Here is a 20,354-nt window from a genome sequence, read left to right on the forward strand (position 1 = left end):
GTCCTCTGTCGGTGATTCGTGCACATCTCCGGCGCCCAGGCACGCACCTCACGGCACTGGAGAAGCATCCACGATGCTCCGCATCGAGGACCCTCCTCCAGCACCGCGATGCACGCACCTGGACACCGGAGCTGAAGCACGACTCACCGACAGAGGACACTGCCTATTGCGAGCTCCGAACCGATGATGGAGAGAATGGCTACGTGACCACCGCACCGAGCGAACTCGCCAGCCCCGAAATCGACGAGGCAATCGAGTTGAGCCCACCGTGGGTGACGATCGTCTGGAACGACCCGGTGAACCTGATGGACTACGTCACGTTCGTCTTCCAGACCTATTTCGGCTACTCCAAGGCCAAGGCGGAGAAGCTGATGATGCAGGTGCACCAAGAAGGCAAGTCGGTCGTCTCGAACGGTAACCGCGAGGCGATGGAACGCGATGTCGAAGCCATGCACTCCTACGGCCTGTGGGCCACCTGTGAGAAGTCGTGACGAAGTTCCGCAAGCGCAAGAAGACCGTGATCGTCAGCTTCGCCGCCCACGAGGCGGACATCCTGGCGAACCTGCTCCGCAACCTGGTCGAGCTCCTGTACGACGGGATGCCACCGCGCGCCGCCGAGTCGAGCGACCCGCTGGCCGCGTTGCTGGACAACGACGGGCCGACCTCCCCGCCGGAGGACGTAGTACTGCAGCGGCTGCTGCCGGACGCGTACAACTCCGACGACCAGGCGGCCGCCGAGTTCCGGCGGTTCACCGAGCGCGGGCTGCGGGACAGCAAGGCGTCGGACGCGAAGCGGGTGCTGGCAGCTCTGGAGGCGTCACCGGAGGACGGGATCCCACTCGAGGGCGACGACCAGCTCGCCTGGCTGCGCGCCCTGAACGACCTGCGCCTGGCGATCGGCACCCGCCTGGACATCAAGGAAGAGGACGACTACGCGGTCTGGGAAAAACTCCCCGACGACGACCCGCGCCGCCTCACCTACGACCTCTACGACTGGCTCGGCTACCTCCAGTCCGCACTTCTCCACAACATCCGGTAGAGGTCACAGCGCGTAGCGGAGAACTGCAGCAAGGCCGCCCACCGGCATCCGGCAGTAACCTCCCTGCAACGACTGTGCGGTCTTTCCAGCCTCGGCGATTGGCACCCGTCGGGACTCAGGGAATTCGAGAAGGCAAGTGGCGTCGGAGACCCACCGCCAGCGGTTGGCATCTTCCTCCGAGTATCCGGACTCGCGGAGTCGCTGGGGTTCGTCAACCACTGGTTTGTCGATACGTACTACCGACGTACATGCCTGGTGCGCCTTGGAGTAGATGACTGCCAGATCGCCGACCGAGAACGTGGCTCGTCGGCTGTTGCTGATCCAGGAGCCGTCGGGCCAGCCGCTCTCATCGACACTGATGGCCTTGATCCAGACACCGACATCGGCGGACTGCTGTAGGAGCTTGTCGGCGGTATCGGCCAAGGCCGTCTCGGTGGATGGAAGATCCGGTGGTCGCGTGATGCGGACAGGGATCGTGACCGCTCGGCGCTCGCATTCCAGGATCATCGCCCGGGTGACACGCTGTGCTGAGCTGTGCCACTGCTTGAAGATGCCGCCGGCTTCAGATCGCTGCTCAGCAGTCAGAGCGATGGACAACTCATGGTTGCCTGGAGCAATGGTTCCAAGGCCTGCCGCAGTTAGATTGGCTGAACCGGCGAAACCATGTTTCTCCGTCAAGAACAGCTTTGCGTGGAGATTGTCCAGGTGACGGATGTCCACATCCGTCGCTAGCAGGGCCCGGAGCCCGTCAAGATGAAGGAACCCGTAGGCCGCCGCGACCGGGTCTAGGGAGGTCAGCAGTTGCCATCTCGCCTGCTTCCGTGCGGCCAACATACCCAGCCATCGAAGAGTTGGTGCGCTGATGTAGGGGCTTGCCAGACGGACGTACCCTCGTGCGGCGCCGAGGGCGGCACGGAGAGCCGGATCAAGCGTGGTGAACAAACTGGTGCTAGCTGCGGTCACCTGGTCGACTCCTAGCGCGTAACTGCCTGGGTGATGATCTTGTCGGCTGAACGGCACAACGGGTAGGGCATACGAACCGAAATCTGTTCGGGGCGGCTGTCGTGCCGCGCTTACGATCGGCTGGTGACTTATCCGAAAGCCGGCCACACCCGGTTGAATGCCAGTCTGAAGTTTCCGACGCTCGAGGAGCGAGTGCTCGAGTACTGGGAGGCGGACGGGACGTTCCAGGCCTCGGTGGAGAACCGGGCGGCGGGGGTGGATGGGGAGAACGAGTTCGTTTTCTACGACGGGCCGCCGTTTGCCAATGGGTTGCCGCATTACGGGCATCTGCTGACCGGATACGTGAAGGATGTCGTTCCGCGGTACCAGACGATGCGCGGGCGGCGGGTCGAGCGGCGGTTCGGGTGGGACACGCACGGGTTGCCGGCCGAGCTGGAGGCTCAGCGGGTGCTCGGGCTGAAGACCAAGGCCGAGATCGTCGAGCTGGGGATCGAGAAGTTCAACGAGGTGTGCCGGTCGTCGGTGCTCAAGTACACCGACGAGTGGCAGGCCTACGTCACCCGGCAGGCGCGCTGGGTCGACTTCGGCAACGACTACAAGACGCTCAACCGCGACTACATGGAATCGGTCATCTGGGCGTTCAAGACCCTGTACGACAAGGGGCTGGTCTACGAAGGCCTGCGCGTCCTGCCGTACTGCTGGAACGACGAGACCCCGCTGTCGAACCACGAGCTGCGGATGGACGACGACGTCTACCAGCCGCGGCAGGACCCTTCGATCACGGTCGCGGTGACGCTGGAGACCGGCGAGCGGCTGCTGGCCTGGACGACCACGCCCTGGACGCTGCCGAGCAACCTCGCGATGGCCGTTGCCCCTGACATCGATTACGTCGTCGTCAACGACGCCGAGGGCCGGCCGACGATCCTGGCCGAGGCGCGTCTGGCGGCGTACACGGAGGAGCACGGTGGCGTCGCCGGCCTGTCGGGCGAGGTCGTCCGGCGGTTGAAGGGTGCCGAGCTGATCGGGCTGCGCTACACACCGTTGTTCGACTTCTTCACGAACACTGAGCTGTGGAGTACGGCTAACGCGTTCCAGGTCATCGCCGCCGAGCATGTGACCACCGAGGGCGGCACGGGCGTCGTCCACCTGGCGCCCGCCTACGGTGAGGAAGACCAGCTCGCCTGCGACGCGGCCGGTATCCCGACCCTGCTGACCGTCGACGAAGGCGCTCGCTTCAGCAGTGTGGTTCCGCCGTACGCCGGGCAGCACGTGTTCGACGCGAACCGGGCCATCATCCGCGACCTCGCCGCGGCCGGGACGCTGGTGCGCGAGGACAGTTATGTGCACAGCTACCCGCATTGCTGGCGGTGCCGTAAACCGCTGATCTACAAGGCGGTGTCGAGCTGGTTCGTCGAGGTGACCCGGCTCCGGGACCGGATGGTCGAGCTGAACGAGCAGATCACCTGGGTGCCGGAACACCTCAAGCACGGCCAGTTCGGCAAGTGGCTGGAGAACGCGCGGGACTGGTCGATCAGCCGGAACCGGTTCTGGGGTTCGCCGATCCCGGTCTGGCGGTCGGACGACCCGGCGTACCCGCGGATCGACGTGTACGGCTCGGTCGAGGAGCTGGAGCGCGACTTCGGCGTCGCCGTACCGGATTTGCACCGGCCGTTCATCGACCGGCTGACCCGGCCGAACCCCGACGACCCGACCGGGAAGTCGGTGATGCGGCGGGTGCCGGACGTGCTCGACGTGTGGTTCGACTCGGGGTCGATGAGTTTCGCCCAGGTGCACTACCCGTTCGAGAACACCGAGTGGTTCGAGCACCATTTCCCGGGCGACTTCATCGTCGAGTACATCGGGCAGACGCGCGGCTGGTTCTACACCATGCACGTGCTGGCGACGGCGTTGTTCGACCGGCCGGCCTTCTCGTCGTGTCTGTCGCACGGGATCGTGCTGGGCAGCGACGGGCAGAAGATGAGCAAGTCGCTGCGCAACTATCCCGATGTCCGCGAGGTGTTCGACCGCGACGGCGCCGACGCGATGCGCTGGTTCCTGATGTCGAGCCCGATCCTGCGCGGCGGCAACCTGGTCGTCACCGAGCAGGGCATCCGCGACGGGGTGCGGCAGGTGATGATCCCGCTCTGGAACGCCTGGTACTTCTTCGGCCTCTACGCCAACGCGGCCGGCGCGACGGCGAGCTGGTCGGTCAGCTCCGAGGTGGAGCTCGACCGCTATCTGCTGGCCAGGTTGCGGGTCTTCGTCGGTGAGGTGGGCGAGCGACTCGACCGGTACGACGTCGCGTCGGCGTGCGAGTCCGTCGTCAGCTATCTGGAGGTGCTGACGAACTGGTACATCCGGCGGTCGCGGGAACGGTTCTGGGATGCACAGGGGTCGTCGTTCCAGGATGCGTTGAACACTCTCTATACCGCGCTGGAGGTGGTCACCCGGACCGTCGCGCCGCTGTTGCCGCTGACGGCGGAGGAGATCTGGCGCGGGTTGACCGGCGAGCGGTCGGTGCATCTGACCGACTGGCCGGCTGTCGACGAACTTCCTGCGGATGATGCGTTGGTGACGCGGATGGAGCGGGTCCGGGAGATCTGTTCGGTCGCTTCGGCTGTCCGGAAGGCGGAGGGGATCCGTGGGCGTCAACCGCTGCACACGATGACGGTCGCGACGGCGGATGCGTCGTCGCTGGAGCAGTTGGTGCCGATCCTGCGGGCGGAGGTCAACGTCCGCGAGGTGGTGCTGGTCGAGGTCGACCAGGTGGATGCCCCGGTCTCGCAGAAGCTGACCGTGAACGCGCGAGCGGCGGGCCCGCGACTGGGTCGCGACGTACAGACGGTGATCAAGGCGTCGAAGTCAGGCGACTGGTCCGTCTCCACTGACGGCTCGGTTGTTGCCGGTGGCATCGAGTTGCAGGAGGGCGAGTACACCCTGGAAACCGTCCTCGCGGAGGCTCTTGACGGCGCCGGCCCACAGGCAAGTGGTCTGCTGACCGACGGCTTCCTGATCCTCGACCTGACCATCACCCCCGAGCTGGAACGCGACGGAATCGCCCGCGACGCGATCCGAGCAGTCCAGCAAGCCCGTCGCGACGCCGGCCTCGACATCACCGACCGGATCACCCTGAAGTTGACGGCCGACGCCCTCACCCGAGCAGCAATCGAAGCCCACCGGGAGACGTTGATGGCCGAAACCCTCGCCGTCACCCTCGAAGTCGCCGAAGGTGACGAGTTCGCCGTCGCGCTGGCGAGGCCTGACGGCGCATAGGGTGGGTGGTATGGAAAAGCGGAGGTTGGGGCGTACTGGGCGGGATGTTGGTGTGGTCGGGCTGGGGGCCTGGCAGTTGGGGGCTGACTGGGGAGAGGTTGACGAGAGCGACGCACTGGGGGTGCTGAACGTTGCGATCGACGGTGGTGTCACCTTCATCGACACCGCTGACGTGTACGGCGACGGGCGGAGTGAGCGGCTCGTCGGGCAGGTGCTCAAGGATCACCCGGAGCTGACCGTCGCCACCAAGATGGGCCGGCGGGTCGAGCAGGTGCCGGAGAACTACACGCTGGACGCCTTCCGCGCCTGGAACGACCGCTCCCGGGAGAATCTCGGGGTCGACACGATCGACCTGGTCCAGCTGCACTGTCCGCCGACCCCGGTCTACTCGTCCGACGCCGTCTTCGACGGGCTCGACACGATGGTGGCGGAGGGCCGCATCGCGGCGTACGGGGTGAGTGTGGAGACCTGCGCCGAGGCGCTCACCGCGATCGCCCGCCCGAACGTGGCGTCGGTGCAGATCATCCTGAACGCGTTCCGGCTCAAGCCGCTCGACGAGGTGCTGCCGGCCGCCGAGCGGGCCGGCGTCGGGATCATCGCCCGGGTCCCGCTGGCCAGCGGCCTGCTGTCCGGCAAGTACGACGAGAACACCACCTTCGGCGCGGACGACCACCGCAACTACAACCGCAAGGGTGAGTCCTTCGACGTCGGCGAGACCTTCTCCGGCGTCGACTTCGCCACCGGCCTGGAAGCGGTCAAGCGGCTCATCCCGCTCGTCCCGGACGGCGCCACGATGACCCAGTTCGCCCTCCGCTGGATCCTCGACCAGCCCGGCGTCACCGTCGTCATCCCCGGCGCCCGCAACCCCCAGCAGGTGGCCGGCAACATCGGCGCCGCCACCCTGCGGCCGCTCACCACAGGCGAGCTCAAGGTCGTGCAGACCGTGTACGACGAACTGATCCGCCCGCAGGTCCACGACCGCTGGTAGTCCACATACTGGACCGACTCCCTGGTTGGCAGGGGGTCGGCGGTGGCCTCCGTATCGTGGTGGCGTGCTCATCATCGACTCGGAGACGTACGACGCGATCGTGGCGCACGCCCGGCGGGATCACCCGGACGAGGCGTGTGGCGTGGTGGCGGGACCGGTCGGGTCGGACCGGCCGGAGCGGTTCATCCCGATGCTGAACGCGGCGATGTCGCCGACGTTCTACGAGTTCGACTCGGGCGACCTCTTCCGCCTCTACAAGGAGATGGACGAGCGCGACGAGGAACCGGTGGTGATCTACCACTCGCACACGGCCACCGAGGCCTATCCGTCCCGCACCGACATCAACCTGGCCTCCGAGCCCGGCGCGCACTACGTGCTGGTCTCCACCCGGGACAGCGCCGACTCACCGTCGTACGACGGGCCGGTGGAGTTCCGGTCGTACCGGATCATCGACGGCGCGGTCACCGAGGAAGAGGTCAAGGTCGTGGCGGACTACAGCAATCAAGGAGACAACTGACATGGCGATCGAGCTTCGCGTCCCGACCATCTTGCGCACCTACACCGGGGGCGAGAAGGCGGTGAACGGGGACGGCAGCACGCTGGCCGAGTTCATCGACAACGTGAACGGCACCCACCCGGGCCTGAAGGAGCGGATCGTGGAGGGGGAGCCGGAGGAGCTGCGCCGGTTCGTCAACGTCTACGTGAACGACGAGGACGTCCGGTTCACCGGCGGCCTGCAGACCGGGGTCAAGGACGGCGACGTCGTCGTCGTACTGCCCGCGGTGGCCGGCGGCTGATCATGCGTTTCGACTCCCTGCTCGACTCGGTCGGCGGTACGCCGCTGGTCGGCCTGCCGAAGCTCTCGCCGTCGGGTGACGTGCGGTTGTGGGCCAAGCTGGAGGACCACAACCCGACCGGGTCGATCAAGGACCGGGCCGCGCTGCGGATGCTGCTGGACGCCGAGAAGGACGGCCGGCTCCGGCCGGGCAACACGATCCTCGAGCCGACGTCGGGCAACACCGGGATCTCACTGGCGATGGCGGCCAAGCTGCGCGGGTACCGGATGGTCTGCGTGATGCCGGAGAACACCTCCGAGGAGCGCCGGCAGATCCTCCGGATGTGGGGGGTCGAGATCATCTCCTCGCCGGCCGCGGGCGGTTCGAACGAGGCCGTCCGGGTGGCCAAGCAGGTCGCCGAGGAACACCCGGACTGGGTGATGCTCTACCAGTACGGCAACCCGTCGAACGCGGCCGCGCACTACGACGGGACAGCGCGGGAGATCCTCACCGACCTGCCGTCGGTGACGCATTTCGTGGCCGGGCTCGGCACCACCGGCACCCTGATGGGGGCCGGCCGGTTCTTCCGCGAGCACAAACCCGAAGTACGCATCGTCGCCGCCGAGCCGCGGTACGGCGAACTGGTCTACGGCCTGCGCAACCTCGACGAGGGCTTCGTCCCCGAGCTGTACGACGCGACGCTGATCGACGCGCGCTTCTCGGTCGGCCCCCGCGACGCGGTCCGCCGGGTCCGTGAGCTGCTCGACAACGAAGGCATCTTCGCCGGCATCTCGACGGGCGCGATCCTGCATGCCGCGCTCGGCCAGGCGGCCAAGTGCGTGCGGGAGGGCCAGTCCGCCGATATCGCTTTCGTGGTCGCCGACGGCGGCTGGAAGTACCTCTCCACCGGTGCCTACGAAGGCACGGTCGAAGAAGCCGAAGAACGCCTGGAGGGCCAGCTCTGGGCCTGAGGGTTATGTCTTGAAGAGCACTTTGCGGCCTAGTCTGGGGTGGACGCCGCGGCCCTTGCAGCTGCTGCAGGGGCGTTGGGCGTAGCTGAAGATGGAGCCCTTGTGGCGGCCGGCGCCCTTGCAGCGGTTGCACTTGGCGTTCGGGTGCAGGCGCAGCGAGAGGACGTAGGCGGCGAAGGCGGCGAACACGAGGACCAGCAGCATCCCGGTCGGGCCGAGTGCCGACGCGACGTCGGCGCTGGTGCTGGACGTGTTCGTCTCCACAGCCTGACCGGCGGCATTGCCTGCCGCCGCGGCGTTGGTGGGGTGCGGATTCGGTGCGCCGGTGGAGGTGAAAGCCACCGCGATCTGGACCACCAGGTTCATGGCATCGCTGGGGGCGGTTGGAAACACATCCGATAAGAGTGGCCCGCGTCACGTCCGTTGGCAATTCCTGAGAGTAAAGATGTGGATAACTCCGGCGTGTCGCTGTGCATATGCTGACCCCACCCCACCACCCCGGTCAGGCAGGGCTCAGGTAAGCCTTACTTCAGCTCTGCCCGTTACCGGCCCCCAAGCCGCCGCGGGCTAGAGTTCGGACTGTGGCAGACGCACCGATCGGGATCTTCGACTCAGGGTTCGGCGGACTGACGGTGACGCGGTCGGTACTCGACCAGCTGCCGCACGAGCCGATCCTGTACCTCGGCGACACGGCCCGCCAGCCGTACGGCCCGAAACCGATCGCTGAAGTGCGTGAGTACGCGCTGGAATGCCTGGACCACCTGGTCGAGGCCGGCGTCAAGATGCTCGTCATCGCCTGCAACTCGGCCAGCGCCGCGATGCTCAGAGACGCCCGCGAGCGGTACGACGTACCGGTGGTCGAGGTGATCCTTCCGGCGGCCCGTCGAGCTGTTGCCGCGACCCGCAACCATCGCGTCGGGGTGATCTGCACGAAGGCGACGGCGACGTCCTTGGCCTACGAGGACGCATTTGCCGCCGCCCCGCAGATCCAGCTGATGACCCAGGCCTGCCCGAGTTTCGTGGACTTCGTCGAGGCCGGCGTGACGTCGGGACCCGAGTTGCTGGCCGCCGCCCACGAGTACTTCGATCCGCTGATCGAGGCCGGCGTGGACACGCTCATCCTCGGCTGCACCCACTACCCGTTGCTGACCGGCGTGATCTCGTACGTGATGGGTGACAACGTCACCCTGGTCAGCAGTGCGGAGGAGTGCGCCAAGGACGTCTACGGCGAGCTCACCAAGAGCGGCCTGCTGCGCCCCGACGACCTGCCGGCCCCCCAGCACCGCTTCGTCACCACCGGCGACCCCGCGGAGTTCGCCAAGATCGGCGCCCGCTTCCTCGGCCCGGTCATCTCCGGCGTCGACCAGTTCGCCTGGGTCCGCTGAGGCTTCGCTAAGCCTTCGCCAGCACCTTTTTGCGCGCGGTGCCGAGCATCGACAGCAGTACCACCGCGACGGCGATGACGCCACCCGCCACGACGTAGCACCAGGGGCTGTCGAGGTGGTTCGCCGCGGTCAGCCAGTTCGCCGGTTTGCTGGTGAAGAGCCGGAAGATGATCGTCAGCAGGCCTTCCCAAGTGCCCAGGAAGGCGACCCCGACCATCGCCAGCCGGTAGATTCCCTCGTCCATCGTGTCTCCTCTCGATTGACACGAACGTACCAACAGCGTTTGCGACTTTAGTCGCGGAATTGGCTATTTCGTCACGCTATTCCAGCAAATAGAATGCGAGGGTGCGTGACGAAAAATGTCAGGTGTGCGGCGGAGCGCTGGTGGTGCCCGAGCGAGGGCGGCGGCCGCGGTACTGCTCGCGCGCGTGCCAGGCGAGGGCCTATCGCAGCCGTCGTGCACAGCCCGCACCGCCCGCTGAACAGACCACAGTCGCGGCGCAACGGCGTACGCAGATCGCACGCGCGGTCTGGCGGATCGCGGCCGAGCAGGGCCTGGAAGCAGTCTCGCTGCGCGCAGTAGCGGCCGAGGCGGGCATTTCGGTCAGAGTCGTGCAGTACCACTTCGGCAGCAAGCACCAGTTGCTCGTCGACGCGCTCACGTTGCTGCACGAAACGAACCAGCAGAACGCCCGGGACCGGATCGAGGCGGATCTCACCGACCCGAGGGCCTTGCTGTCGGCGATTCTCCGCGAGTTCGTGCCCTTGGACGAGCAGCGCCGGCTCAGCCTGCGGGTGCTCGCGGCGTACTACGCCCGCAGCCTCACCGATCCCGCGCTGGCCGCCGTGTTCCTGGCCGGAGACCGTTCGCTGGAGGAATTTGTTGCCCTGATCCTCCGGCAGGCGGCGGATTCCGGACTGCTCCGGGCCGGCGTCGACCCCGGCTCGACCGCCGACCTGCTGGTCGCGGGCGTCACCGGGCTGGGGCTAGATGTTGTCCATGGCACCAGACGCAGCCGTGATGTGCTCGAAATCATAGCCAGGCAACTCGATCAGCTCTTCGATGACGCCGCACGCATTCCTGCGAAGACGGCAACCCGCCGGTAATGTTCAAGTATGAAGCTCACCGTGCTCGGCTGCTCCGGGTCCGTCCCCGGGCCGGACTCGCCTGCCTCGAGCTATCTGGTCACCGCCGACGGGTTCCACCTGGTGCTCGACCTCGGCAGTGGCGCGCTCGGTGCGCTGCAACGCCATCTGTCCGTGCCGGAGATCGGCGCGATCGCCTTGTCCCACCTGCATCCCGACCACTGTATGGACCTGTGCGGCCTGTACGTCGCGGCGAAGTACTCGCCGTCGTCGCCGCTGCCCCGGATCCCGGTCTACGGCCCACCCGGTTCCGCCGAGCGGATGGCGCTTGCCTACGACCTGCCGCTGGATCCGGGGATGGAGGAGGAGCTGGACTTCCATACCTGGCAGGAGATCCAGCAGATCGGGCCGTTCACGGTCAGCACCGTCCCGATGGTGCACCCGGTACCGGCGTACGCGATCCGCGTTGAGCACGGCAACAAGTCGCTCGTGTACTCCGGCGACACCGGCCCCAACGACGGGCTGATCGAGCTGGCGCGCGGCAGCGACCTGTTGCTGTGCGAGGCCGCCCTGCGCGACGACGACCCGAACAACCCGCCCGACCTCCACATGACCCCGGCCGACGCGGGCGAGCACGCCAAACGAGCCGGGGTGAAACGCCTCGTCATCACCCACGTCCCGCCGTGGTTCAACCGCGAGACCCAGGCGATAGGTGCCCGCCGCACCTATCCGGGTGAGGTCCTGGTCGCGACCCCCAACGCGACCTTCGACATCTGATGTCCTCGGTCCGTCTGTCCGACGGCACCCGCTTGCGCACTTGGACCACCGGTACTCCGACCGCCAGGCCGCCGGTGGTCCTGTTGCACGGCGGGCCAGGGCTGTGGGACTACCTGGAGCCGGTGGCCGCGATGCTCGACGACCTGACCGTCGTGCACCGCTTCGACCAGCGCGGCTGCGGCGGCTCGAATCCTTCGGAAGAGCAGACGATGCGGCGCCTCCAGGACGACATCGACGAGCTCCGGCAGCACTGGGGTCACCAGCAGATCGTTGTCCTCGGCCACTCTTTCGGTGCCCGGCTGGCGCTGACGTATGCGGCCGCGTATCCACAGCACGTCGTCAAGGTCGGCCACTTCAGCGGAGTCGGCCTCGGCGACTGGCGTACGCCGTACTACGAGGAGCGCAACCGGCGTCTGACTCCTGAGCAGTTGGAACGACTGACCGCCTTGCAGGCAAGCCGATCGCCTGAGGAGGAGACTGAGTTCCGGGTGCTGTCCTGGGTCACCGATCACGCCGATCGGGAGCACGCTTGGCAGTGGGCGTCGGAGGATGCGGCCGTCCCGCATCCGATCAACTTCGCCGCCAACCGGGCACTCGCCACCGAGATCAACGCGTGGTCCGACGACGAGTTGATCGCGTTGGTGGCCGGTCTGCCGATGCCGGTCTGGCTTGTTCATGGCACGGGTGACCCGCGCCCGGCGAGCGCAGTACAGGCTCTGGCGCGGCACATCCCGCATCATGAGGTTCGCCTGATCGAAGGCGCCGGTCACTCTCCTTGGCGGGAGCGACCGGACGCGTTTCGTCAAGTATTGCAGGAGTTTCTCGCGGACTAGCGGGTCTGGCCGTTGTCGAAGTACTCGATCAGGGCCGGGTCGAGGGCAGGGACGTCGATCGGGGTGCCGCCGGTGCGGAGCGAGGTAGTTGCCGCATAGCCGGCCGCGACGGCAGCTCGCGCGGCGATCGGCGAGGTGAGGGTCGGGCTGCCGTCGCGGACGAAACGGACGAACTCCGCCACCAGGCGCGGGTCGGCACCGCCGTGACCGCCCTCGGCCTCCGGGATCTCGACCACCTGATCGGCGTCCTCGCGATAGCCGGAGCGCTTGCTGTTCCAGACCTTCACGACGCCGCCCGAGGTGTCGCCGAAGTTCTCCAGCCGGCCGGCCGTGCCGATCACCGTGTAGTTGCGCCAGTAGTCCGGGGTGTAGTGGCACTGCTGGTAGGTCATGAAAACGCCGTTGTCCAGTTGGAGATTGGCCATCGAGAGGTCCTCGACGTCCATCACCGGGGCCATACCCTGCTGGGCGAGCGGCGGCCAGTTGTCCTCGGAGACGAAGTCGGCGAACCGCTGCTCGGAGCGGTCCTGGCGATCCTCGATCCCGCCGTACACGGTCAGGCCGCCGAGCGCGTTCGCCCGGGTGGTGTAGCCGCCGGCCAGCCAGTGCATCACATCGATGTCGTGGGCACCTTTCTGCAGCAGCAGGCTGGTACTGCGCCGGCGGTCGGCATGCCAGTCCTTGAAGTAGAAGTCGCCGCCGTGGCCGACGAAGTGCCGGCACCAGATCGCCTTGACCTCACCGATCACACCCGCGTGGATGAGTTCGCGCATCGTCAGGACGACGGGCATGTGGCGCATGTTGTGCCCGACGTACAGGCGGCTGCCGGTGCCGTACGCCGCCTGCAGCACCCGGTCGCAGCCCGAGGTGGTGATCGCCAGCGGCTTCTCGACGAAGACGGCGACGCCGGCCCGGAGGAAGTCGATCGCGGGGTCCTCGTGCAGGTCGTCGGGCGTGGTCAGGAAGACGCCGTCCAGTTTCAGGTCGAGCAGTTCGGTGTGATCGGCGTACGCGTCGGCCTCCGGGTACTCCGCGAGCGCCGCCTGCCGTTGCGCCTCGACGGGGTCGCAGACGGCCACGATCCGGGATCCCTCGCCCGGTAAGTGGGCGTGCTTGGCCAGCCCGGACCGGAGGCCGAGCCCCACCACACCGAACCGAAGGTCTTCTGTACTCATGCCAGCAACTCCTGCACGTAGGTGATTGCTAAACCCTATGTCTGAACACTTCCGATCTTCAACATCTCTCTGATCCTGTCGTGGCCATCCGCTGGTCATCTCGGTCTCACCCAGAACTCGGACAGCGTCGCCACCATGACGGAATGTGAGCCTCCACTACGTGGCACTGGGCGACTCGACGACCGTTGGTGTCGGGGACCCGCTGAACGGCAGTACGACCGACCTGTCCGGTGCCGGTGCGCGCCCGGGGGAGGGTTGGCGGGGCTGGGCCTCGCTGCTCGCCGACTCCCTGGGCAGCTCCCACCGTGTGACGTTCTCCAACTTCGCGACCAGCGGCGCCACCGCACCGGTGGTCGCCACCGACCAACTCCCGGCGACCGGCGCCGGGCCGATCGATCTGGCGTCCCTCATCGTCGGCGTCAACGACACGATGCGCTCGAGTTTCGACACCGGGCAGATCCGCGACTGCCTCTGGTACTGCGCGGAGCAGTTGACCGGGCGCGGCGCGTTGCTGCTGACCGTGCGGTTCCACGATCACGGCCAGGTGTTCGGCCTGCCGTCGTGGTTGCGCCGGCCACTGTGGCAGCGGATCGAGCAGGTCAACACCGTGTACGACGAACTGCACGCGCGCTTCGGCGGTATCCGGATCGACATGGCCGACTACCCGGAGGTCTACCGGCGCGAGTTCTGGAGCATCGACCGCCTCCACCCCGCCGAACGCGGCCACCGCCACCTGGCCCGAGCCTTCGCCGACGAGCTGCAGCGTCAGGGCCTGCAGATCGCAGTACCGCCCGCTCTGGATTGCGCAGGGCAACCTCCCACCAAGTGGGCAGACGCAGCCTGGATGCTCCGCGAAGGAGTCCCCTGGCTAACCCGCCGAGCCAACGACCTAACCCCCTGGGCAACCCGCCTAGCCCTAACCCACCTCCGCCCCCACCAGTCGCCCGCCCGCCCCTCGCCCCGTCGTCCCGCCACCCCCTACGCCCATTTCGGCGGTCAACCCCTGAAATGATGGGTTGCCACCCCTGGTTACGGGGTGGCAACCCACAAGCTCGGGGGTTGACCGCCGAAATGGTGGCGGGCGGGAGGGGTGGCCGTCGCGGCTGGCCGATGCGGGGGTGCAGCAGCTCCGGGCATAGGGTTTCGTCTATGGCTCGTATTGATGGACGGACTCCTGACCAGCTTCGACCGGTGACGTTGACGCGGAAGTGGCTCGACCACGCCGAGGGGTCGGTGCTGGTGGAGTTCGGGCGGACCCGGGTGCTGTGTGCGGCCAGCGTCACCGAGGGTGTGCCGCGCTGGCGCAAGGGCTCCGGCCTGGGCTGGGTCAGCGCGGAGTACGCGATGTTGCCGCGGTCCACCAACACCCGCTCGGACCGCGAGTCGGTGAAGGGCCGGATCGGCGGCCGGACGCACGAGATCTCCCGGCTGATCGGGCGCTCGCTGCGCGCGGTGATCGACTACAAGGCCCTCGGTGAGAACACCATCCTGCTCGACTGCGACGTCCTGCAGGCCGACGGCGGCACCCGCACCGCCGCGATCACCGGCGCGTACGTCGCGCTGGCCGACGCCGTGTCCTACCTGCGCGACCGCAAGGCGCTCAAGGGCGAACCACTGACCGGCTCGGTGTCCGCGGTGTCCGTCGGCATCATCGACGGCACCCCGATGCTCGACCTCTGCTACGAAGAGGACGTCCGCGCCGAGACGGACATGAACCTGGTGCTTACCGGCGACGGCAAGTTCATCGAAGTACAGGGCACCGCCGAAGGCGCACCGTTCGACCGCGACGAGCTGAACAGCCTCCTGGACCTCGGCACCGCGGGCTGCGCCGACCTGACCAAGCTGCAGTTGGAGGCCTTGGCGTGAGCAAGGTACTACTTGCCTCGAACAACAAGAAGAAGCTTGAGGAGCTCCGGCGCATTCTGACGCCGATCGTGCCCGGGATCGAGGTGCTCGGGCTGGGCGACGTCCCGCCGTACGAGGAGCCGGCCGAGACCGAGCCGACCTTCGAGGGCAACGCGTTGCTGAAGGCCCACGCCGCGCTGGCCGCGACCGGGTTGCCGTCGATCGCGGACGACAGCGGCATCTGCGTCGACGCGCTGAACGGCATGCCCGGCGTACTGTCGGCCCGCTGGTCGGGCCCGGCCAAGGACAACCACGCGAACAACCTGCTGCTGCTCGGTCAACTGGAGGACGTACCGGACGAGCGCCGTACGGCGCAGTTCGTGGCGGCCGTCGCGTTCGTGCGGGAGGGTGCCGAGGACGTGATCGTCCGCGGCGAGATGCCCGGCTCGGTCATCCGCGAACTGCGCGGCACCGGCGGCTTCGGGTACGACGTGCTGTTCGCCGCCGAAGGGTACGACCGGACGACGGCCGAGCTCACCGTCGAGGAGAAGGACGCGATCAGCCATCGCGGCAAGGCGTTGCGCGAACTGGCGCCGATCGTGGCAAAAGCACTGGAGGCCTGACATGTTGTTCGCGGGGTCAGATCGTGATGGCGTCGCGGCGGGCAAGATCACCGCGGCGTACCGGCGCTGGGCCGAACCGCGCGTGGTCGAGGGCCGGATCTACCGGACCAACGCCGGCCGGATCGAGATCGACAGCGTCCGGCAGGTCAATCCCGACCTGATCTCCGACTACGACGACGACATCTTCGCCGCCGACCGCCAGAACGCCCGCGACGTCCGCCGCCGGCTGCGCGGCAACGAGGACTGGCCGACCTTCCTGATCAAGTTCCACCTGGTCGAAGGCCCGGACCCGCGCGAAGAGCTGGCCGCCAACGCCGACCTCTCGCCCGAGGACCTGGAAGAACTCCGCACGGCGTTGGCCAAGCTGGACGAGCTGGGCCGCCACGGCGCCTGGACCACCGCCACCCTCCAAAAGATCCAGGCCACCCCCGCCACCCGAGCAGCCGACCTGGCCGCGGACCTCGGCCGCGACACCCCCAGCTTCAAACTGGACGTCCGCAAACTGAAAAACTTGGGCCTCACTTACAGCCTGGAAACCGGCTACGAACTAACCCCCAGAGGCAAGGCCTACCTCAACTCGCTCTGACCCAGCTACAGCCTCCGATGAGTCAGGCCGGCTGGGTGGTGAGGAACGGGTGGCTCGCGAAGCGGTCGGCGATGAGGCGGTGGGTGGCTGAGTCGGGGTGCAGCTGGTCGGGGAGCGGATGTACGGCGAAGTCCGCCTCGCCGTACAGGTCCCGGCCGTCGAGGTAACCCAGGTTGGGGTCGGTCTTCGCTCGGATGGCGGTGATTTCGGCCAGTGCTTCGCGGATGTAGGTGAGGGTCAGCTTGCCGGGCTCGGTGGGATCACCGGTGGCGCGGAAGCTGACTTTGCCGTCGCGGAAGTCCGGCGCGCCTGGTCCGGGGGTGTCCTCGTGGATCGGGCAGTAGATCGCCGAGACGACGAGCAGTGGAGTGTCCGGGTGCCCGTCGCGGATCGTGTCGAGGAAGCCGTGGACCGCCGGACCGAACGCGCGTTGCCGCATCAGGTCGCTGTTGACCAGGTTGATGCCGATCTTCACGCTGATCAGGTCGGCGGGAAGGTCGCGCATCGTGCGCGCGGTGAACGGGTCGAGCAGCGCGCCTCCACCGAAGCCGAGGTTGACCAGCTCCACGTTGCCGCGGGCTGCGGCCAGCGCGGGCCAGGTCGCCGTCGGGCTGTCCGCGTTGGAGCCGTGGCTGATCGAGCTGCCGTGGTGCAGCCAGATCTTCCGGCCGTGGTCGGGCTGTGGTTCCACCGGCGCATTCGTGCGCAGGGCAACCAGTTCGGTGCGTTCGCGGTGGGGGAGCCAGATCTCCACATTCTTGTCGCCTTCGGGCAGTTCCGCGAAGGTGACGGTCGTGGGGGAGCCCGGGGTGAGGTCGGCGCTTCCGGTGGCGAGGTCGATGGTGAGGACGTTGCCGCCCGGCGCGCTGGCCTGGGCCGTGAGCCGGCCGTCGACGAGCAGGTCGTAGAGACCGTCGGGCATGGCAGGCGCACCGGCGTACGCGACCTTGGTCGGCAAGACGTCCAGTTCGATCTCGGTTGCGGCGGTGCGGAAGGCGAGCCGTACGCCGGACGGCTGAGCCTCGGCCATCGCGAGCTGCCCGTCGTTGGTCTGTGCGCGGGCCCACGCGGGCAGGCGATGCGGCAGTACGCCGTACTGCGTGGTCTCCAACTCCACGGCACCTCGGACGAGCTGCTCGTCGAGGCGAGTAGTCAGTAACTTGTGGTTCATAGGTACTATCCTAATAGTCCTAGGCAAATGGCTAGAGGAGGACGGTATGCCGCGAGTGGGGATGACCACCGAGCGCCTGACCGCCGCGGCTGCCGAGCTGGCCGACGAGATCGGCTTCGCCAACGTCACGGTCTCGGCGCTGGCCCGGCACTTCGGGGTGAAGGACGCGAGCCTGTACTCGCACGTGAAGAACGCCCAGGACCTGCGCGTCCGAGTCGCCGCACTGGCGCTGACGGAACTCGCCGACCGGGTTGCGGTTGCGATGGCCGGGCGTGCGGGTAGGGAGGCGCTCTTCGCGTTTGCCAACTCCTACCGCGACTACGCGAAACAGCACCCGGGCCGGTACGCCGCCATGCAGCAAGACCTCGACGCCGACGGGCCGGCCGCCGAGCCTGCCCGTCGCCACGCGGAACTGACGCGAGCCATTCTGCGCGCGTACAACCTGACCGGCCACGCACAGACAGACGCCATCCGCCTCGTCGGCGCAACCCTCCACGGCTACATCAGCCTCGAGCTGGCCGGTTCCTTCCGCCACACCCCTCGCTCCACCAACGCCTCGTGGCGCACCACCATCACCGCCCTCCACACCCTCCTCACCACCTGGCCTCCCGCCTGACCGGAATTGTCAGTCGATGCCTTCGACGATGCGGAAATCGCGCTCGACGCCGTCGGAGAGGGCAGCCAGCGCCGTCTGGTAGGCCGCACTCTCGTACGCCGCGACGGCCTGCTCGAAGCTGTCGAACTCGACCACGACGGTGCGTTCGGCGATTCCGGCGTCGTGGGCCACGACCCGGCCGCCACGGACGATGGTCCGCCCGCCCGCGGGATTGACGGCCAGAGCGGCCAGCTCGTTGTAAGCAGCCAGTTTCTCAGGGTCTGAAATGGTGCGGTAGGCGCTGACCCAGTAGCCCTTGGGCATGGAACCTCCAGTGGTGGGATGAGTGCATCTGACTTACGGGTTGGTCGTGGTCGTGGTGGGGAGGAAGTCGGCGAAGCGAGGCGCGCCGGGCTCGTGCGGCACCCGCGCGGCGCGCGCGGCGAAGCTGACGGCGTGGTACCACCCGCACAGCAGCAGCAGATCGAGCAGCTGGAGCTCGTCGAAGACCGCCGCGAGTCGTGTCCACAGCGCGTCGTCAATGTCGGAACGCTCGTGCAGCGCGTCGACGGCGAGGATGAGCAGCCGTTCCCGCTCGGACGTCCAGCACTCGTCAGCAGGGCCGCCGTGCACCAGGGATGCCGCCTGCTCGCGGGTGAGCCCGACCCGCTCGGCGAACGTCATCATGTGCACGCCCCACTCGTACTCGCAGCCGCACAGCGCGCACGTCCGATCGATGGCGATCTCGCGCTCCCGCATGGTCAGGGTCAGCTGCCGGCCCAGCTCGTAGCGCCCCCATTCGTGCATGGCACCGGCCATCGGGAGGTTCCTGGCGAACATCCGGAACAGCCCGATCGGCGGCACGTCCCCGGGCATCATGCGCGCGAGCAGCGCGCCGGCCTCGTCGGCGTACGGCGGCTCCAGCAGGGCTATTCGCGACATCGACGCTCCCGGTGAGGTTGTTTCTAAATTAGAAACACTGGATGGATGCTAGTGTTTCGAATAACGAAACGCAAGGAGGGTCATGCCGACACCGCGCCCAGGAACGCCGGTTCGTGGATCGGCGACCGGCCGTCCGATCATGGCCGCGATGGACCTCTTCGGTCGTCGGTGGGCGTTGCGCATTCTCTGGGAGCTGCGTGCGGGGCCGCTCGGCGCCCGCGCGCTGCTGGCACAGTGCGACGAGATGTCCTCCAGCGTCCTCTACCAGCGGCTTCGCGAACTCACGGCAAGCGGGATCATCGCCCGCTCCGCCGACGGCTACGAGCTCACTGAGTTGGGGGAAGCACTCAGTCACGCCCTCCGACCACTCGACGAATGGGCGGTCACCTGGGCGCAGGCGCAAGGATCACGGCCCCGGGATGAGTAGGCACGGTCTGCCCGTCACGATCGTCCGCGCCTGTCTGCGCGACGGCCAGGGCGGTAGTCCCACCGCGGTTCTGGACGAGGCCCCGTTGAGTGACGATGAACGCCGTCGGGTGCCGGCGGCGATGGGAACGTCGCACGCGGTCTTTGTGTCGGTGCGCGACAGCCGACCCGGCGGCCCGGTGGTTTCCCTCCGCTTCTTCACCGCCGAGGGAGAGCTGCCTGGGTGCGGTCATGGGACGGTTGCCGCCCTGGCCTTCCTGGCCGAGCGTGCAGGGGGCCCGGAGTATCGAGCCACCATCCATACGGCAGGGCGCGTTTTCACTGGTTCGTCTGTCCGGGAGAACACTCATTTCAAGGCCGCCTTCGACCCCGGTCCCGTAGATCTCCGCAGGCCCACAGCGATCGAGTGCGACCTTGTCCTGCCCGCACTCGGTGTCACCCCGGGCACCCTCGCTCCCGGCACCCGCGTCGCCTCGGTAGGGCGGTCGCGGTTGCTGGTTCCCCTTACTACGCGGTCCGCTCTCACTGCTCTCAGCCCGGACTTCGAACGGCTCCGTGACGCCTGCGACCGGCTCGGCTTCCTGGGCTGCTACGTCTACTCGGTGCCGACACCCAGCGGCCGCGCCGCGGCCCGCATGTTCGCTCCGTCGATCGGCGTCGAGGAAGACATCGCCAACGCCAACAGCACCGCCTGCCTCGCTGCGCACCTGGCCGGCCAGGGCATCAGCGACATTGCCGTCGACATGGGTGACTCCCTCGGCAGCCCCGCCACGATCACCGCCACCACGCAGTACGACGCGTCGGGGCTGCAGGTCCGCTTGGGCGGCGCCGCGGACGTCACACGTAGTACCCACATCCCTTAGCCGACCCGCAGCAGCTCACCTGCACGGACCGGCCGTC

Annotated in this window: 25 protein-coding genes; 18 read left to right on the top strand and 7 right to left on the bottom strand. The window is 67.5% G+C overall.

From position 1 onward, the window contains the following. Nucleotides 1–203: 203 nt before the first annotated feature. Both clpS and ACQPYM_RS10830 read left to right on the top strand, forming a co-directional pair. Complete coding sequence (gene clpS / locus ACQPYM_RS10825) at nt 204–491, top strand: ATP-dependent Clp protease adapter ClpS (protein ID WP_360283376.1); 288 nt, start codon at nt 204–206, stop codon at nt 489–491. After that, nucleotides 488–1,039, top strand: a complete 552-nt coding sequence (locus tag ACQPYM_RS10830) for a DUF2017 domain-containing protein (RefSeq protein WP_360283378.1) — start codon at nt 488–490, stop codon at nt 1,037–1,039. The genes clpS and ACQPYM_RS10830 overlap by 4 nt, the downstream gene beginning before the upstream one ends. 3 nt (nt 1,040–1,042) lie before the next feature. On the opposite strand, the gene ACQPYM_RS10835 is transcribed toward ACQPYM_RS10830, so the two are convergent. Then, complete coding sequence (locus ACQPYM_RS10835; protein ID WP_433018695.1) at nt 1,043–2,002, bottom strand: hypothetical protein; 960 nt, start codon at nt 2,000–2,002, stop codon at nt 1,043–1,045. A 123-nt stretch (nt 2,003–2,125) separates the two neighbouring features. Here ACQPYM_RS10835 and ileS point away from each other — a divergent pair, with 123 nt between their 5' ends. The 5 genes from ileS to ACQPYM_RS10860 all read left to right on the top strand — a co-directional run bounded on the left by ileS (nt 2,126) and on the right by ACQPYM_RS10860 (nt 8,010). After that, nucleotides 2,126–5,275, top strand: a complete 3,150-nt coding sequence (gene ileS, locus ACQPYM_RS10840; protein ID WP_433018698.1) for an isoleucine--tRNA ligase — start codon at nt 2,126–2,128, stop codon at nt 5,273–5,275. Nucleotides 5,276–5,285: 10 nt separating this feature from the next. Next, complete coding sequence (locus ACQPYM_RS10845; RefSeq protein WP_433018700.1) at nt 5,286–6,263, top strand: aldo/keto reductase; 978 nt, start codon at nt 5,286–5,288, stop codon at nt 6,261–6,263. A gap of 64 nt (nt 6,264–6,327) precedes the next feature. Then, on the top strand, nt 6,328–6,780 hold the full coding sequence (locus tag ACQPYM_RS10850; RefSeq protein ID WP_433018703.1) for a Mov34/MPN/PAD-1 family protein: 453 nt from the start codon (nt 6,328–6,330) through the stop codon (nt 6,778–6,780). Nucleotide 6,781: 1 nt separating this feature from the next. After that, nucleotides 6,782–7,060: a MoaD/ThiS family protein gene (locus ACQPYM_RS10855; RefSeq protein ID WP_270132520.1), complete on the top strand. Its 279-nt coding sequence runs from the start codon at nt 6,782–6,784 to the stop codon at nt 7,058–7,060. A gap of 2 nt (nt 7,061–7,062) precedes the next feature. Next, nucleotides 7,063–8,010: a PLP-dependent cysteine synthase family protein gene (locus ACQPYM_RS10860; RefSeq protein ID WP_433018707.1), complete on the top strand. Its 948-nt coding sequence runs from the start codon at nt 7,063–7,065 to the stop codon at nt 8,008–8,010. A gap of 3 nt (nt 8,011–8,013) precedes the next feature. On the opposite strand, the gene ACQPYM_RS10865 is transcribed toward ACQPYM_RS10860, so the two are convergent. Beyond that, nucleotides 8,014–8,403: a hypothetical protein gene (locus ACQPYM_RS10865; protein ID WP_433018710.1), complete on the bottom strand. Its 390-nt coding sequence runs from the start codon at nt 8,401–8,403 to the stop codon at nt 8,014–8,016. Nucleotides 8,404–8,591: 188 nt separating this feature from the next. Between ACQPYM_RS10865 and murI the strand changes: the two genes are divergently transcribed. After that, entirely contained in the window at nt 8,592–9,395 is an 804-nt protein-coding gene (gene murI, locus ACQPYM_RS10870; protein WP_433018713.1) for a glutamate racemase, read from the top strand. A gap of 7 nt (nt 9,396–9,402) precedes the next feature. On the opposite strand, the gene ACQPYM_RS10875 is transcribed toward murI, so the two are convergent. Continuing rightward, the gene (locus tag ACQPYM_RS10875; RefSeq protein ID WP_433018716.1) at nt 9,403–9,639 is read right to left on the bottom strand and encodes a hypothetical protein; all 237 of its coding nucleotides are present in this window, start codon (nt 9,637–9,639) and stop codon (nt 9,403–9,405) included. A 101-nt stretch (nt 9,640–9,740) separates the two neighbouring features. Between ACQPYM_RS10875 and ACQPYM_RS10880 the strand changes: the two genes are divergently transcribed. Genes ACQPYM_RS10880 through ACQPYM_RS10890 form a run of 3 tightly spaced genes read left to right on the top strand, consistent with a single transcriptional unit; the run spans nt 9,741 to nt 12,091 of the window. Next, entirely contained in the window at nt 9,741–10,502 is a 762-nt protein-coding gene (locus tag ACQPYM_RS10880; protein ID WP_433018719.1) for a TetR/AcrR family transcriptional regulator, read from the top strand. 9 nt (nt 10,503–10,511) lie between these two features. Further along, nucleotides 10,512–11,258, top strand: coding sequence for an MBL fold metallo-hydrolase (locus ACQPYM_RS10885; RefSeq protein ID WP_433018722.1), 747 nt, complete (start codon nt 10,512–10,514; stop codon nt 11,256–11,258). After that, nucleotides 11,258–12,091, top strand: coding sequence for an alpha/beta fold hydrolase (locus tag ACQPYM_RS10890; protein ID WP_433018725.1), 834 nt, complete (start codon nt 11,258–11,260; stop codon nt 12,089–12,091). Before ACQPYM_RS10885 ends, ACQPYM_RS10890 begins: the two co-directional genes overlap by 1 nt. Here the strand turns inward: ACQPYM_RS10890 and ACQPYM_RS10895 are convergent. Continuing rightward, nucleotides 12,088–13,266, bottom strand: coding sequence for a Gfo/Idh/MocA family protein (locus tag ACQPYM_RS10895; RefSeq protein ID WP_433018728.1), 1,179 nt, complete (start codon nt 13,264–13,266; stop codon nt 12,088–12,090). The two genes, ACQPYM_RS10890 and ACQPYM_RS10895, sit on opposite strands and share 4 nt — an antisense overlap. A 145-nt stretch (nt 13,267–13,411) precedes the next feature. Between ACQPYM_RS10895 and ACQPYM_RS10900 the strand changes: the two genes are divergently transcribed. From ACQPYM_RS10900 to ACQPYM_RS10915, 4 genes are all read left to right on the top strand, one after another. Beyond that, entirely contained in the window at nt 13,412–14,278 is an 867-nt protein-coding gene (locus ACQPYM_RS10900; RefSeq protein WP_433018731.1) for an SGNH/GDSL hydrolase family protein, read from the top strand. Nucleotides 14,279–14,415: 137 nt separating this feature from the next. Next, complete coding sequence (gene rph, locus ACQPYM_RS10905; RefSeq protein ID WP_433018734.1) at nt 14,416–15,132, top strand: ribonuclease PH; 717 nt, start codon at nt 14,416–14,418, stop codon at nt 15,130–15,132. Then, nucleotides 15,129–15,734 carry an RdgB/HAM1 family non-canonical purine NTP pyrophosphatase gene (gene rdgB, locus ACQPYM_RS10910; RefSeq protein ID WP_433018737.1) on the top strand — a complete coding sequence of 202 codons (606 nt, stop codon included), beginning with the start codon at nt 15,129–15,131 and terminating at the stop codon, nt 15,732–15,734. The genes rph and rdgB overlap by 4 nt, the downstream gene beginning before the upstream one ends. A gap of 1 nt (nt 15,735) precedes the next feature. Further along, nucleotides 15,736–16,320 (top strand): hypothetical protein, encoded by a 585-nt coding sequence (locus ACQPYM_RS10915; RefSeq protein ID WP_433018739.1) that lies wholly within the window; start codon nt 15,736–15,738, stop codon nt 16,318–16,320. A gap of 22 nt (nt 16,321–16,342) precedes the next feature. Here ACQPYM_RS10915 and ACQPYM_RS10920 read toward each other — a convergent pair whose 3' ends face one another. After that, nucleotides 16,343–17,491: an SGNH/GDSL hydrolase family protein gene (locus ACQPYM_RS10920; protein ID WP_433018742.1), complete on the bottom strand. Its 1,149-nt coding sequence runs from the start codon at nt 17,489–17,491 to the stop codon at nt 16,343–16,345. Nucleotides 17,492–17,537: 46 nt separating this feature from the next. On the opposite strand from ACQPYM_RS10920, the gene ACQPYM_RS10925 reads away from it, so the two are divergent. Beyond that, the gene (locus ACQPYM_RS10925; RefSeq protein ID WP_433018745.1) at nt 17,538–18,107 is read left to right on the top strand and encodes a TetR/AcrR family transcriptional regulator; all 570 of its coding nucleotides are present in this window, start codon (nt 17,538–17,540) and stop codon (nt 18,105–18,107) included. Between the two features lie 9 nt (nt 18,108–18,116). Here the strand turns inward: ACQPYM_RS10925 and ACQPYM_RS10930 are convergent, their stop codons facing one another. Both ACQPYM_RS10930 and ACQPYM_RS10935 read right to left on the bottom strand, forming a co-directional pair. After that, nucleotides 18,117–18,410 carry a DUF1330 domain-containing protein gene (locus ACQPYM_RS10930; protein ID WP_433018748.1) on the bottom strand — a complete coding sequence of 98 codons (294 nt, stop codon included), beginning with the start codon at nt 18,408–18,410 and terminating at the stop codon, nt 18,117–18,119. A 33-nt stretch (nt 18,411–18,443) separates the two neighbouring features. Further along, nucleotides 18,444–19,028, bottom strand: a complete 585-nt coding sequence (locus tag ACQPYM_RS10935) for a carboxymuconolactone decarboxylase family protein (RefSeq protein WP_433018751.1) — start codon at nt 19,026–19,028, stop codon at nt 18,444–18,446. Between the two features lie 82 nt (nt 19,029–19,110). Between ACQPYM_RS10935 and ACQPYM_RS10940 the strand changes: the two genes are divergently transcribed. After that, nucleotides 19,111–19,455, top strand: a complete 345-nt coding sequence (locus ACQPYM_RS10940) for a winged helix-turn-helix transcriptional regulator (RefSeq protein ID WP_433018754.1) — start codon at nt 19,111–19,113, stop codon at nt 19,453–19,455. Further along, the gene (locus ACQPYM_RS10945; RefSeq protein ID WP_433018757.1) at nt 19,448–20,317 is read left to right on the top strand and encodes a PhzF family phenazine biosynthesis protein; all 870 of its coding nucleotides are present in this window, start codon (nt 19,448–19,450) and stop codon (nt 20,315–20,317) included. The genes ACQPYM_RS10940 and ACQPYM_RS10945 overlap by 8 nt, the downstream gene beginning before the upstream one ends. Nucleotides 20,318–20,354: the final 37 nt, after the last annotated feature.

The organism is Kribbella sp. CA-294648 (genome assembly GCF_050943845.1).
Lineage (GTDB): Bacteria > Actinomycetota > Actinomycetes > Propionibacteriales > Kribbellaceae > Kribbella.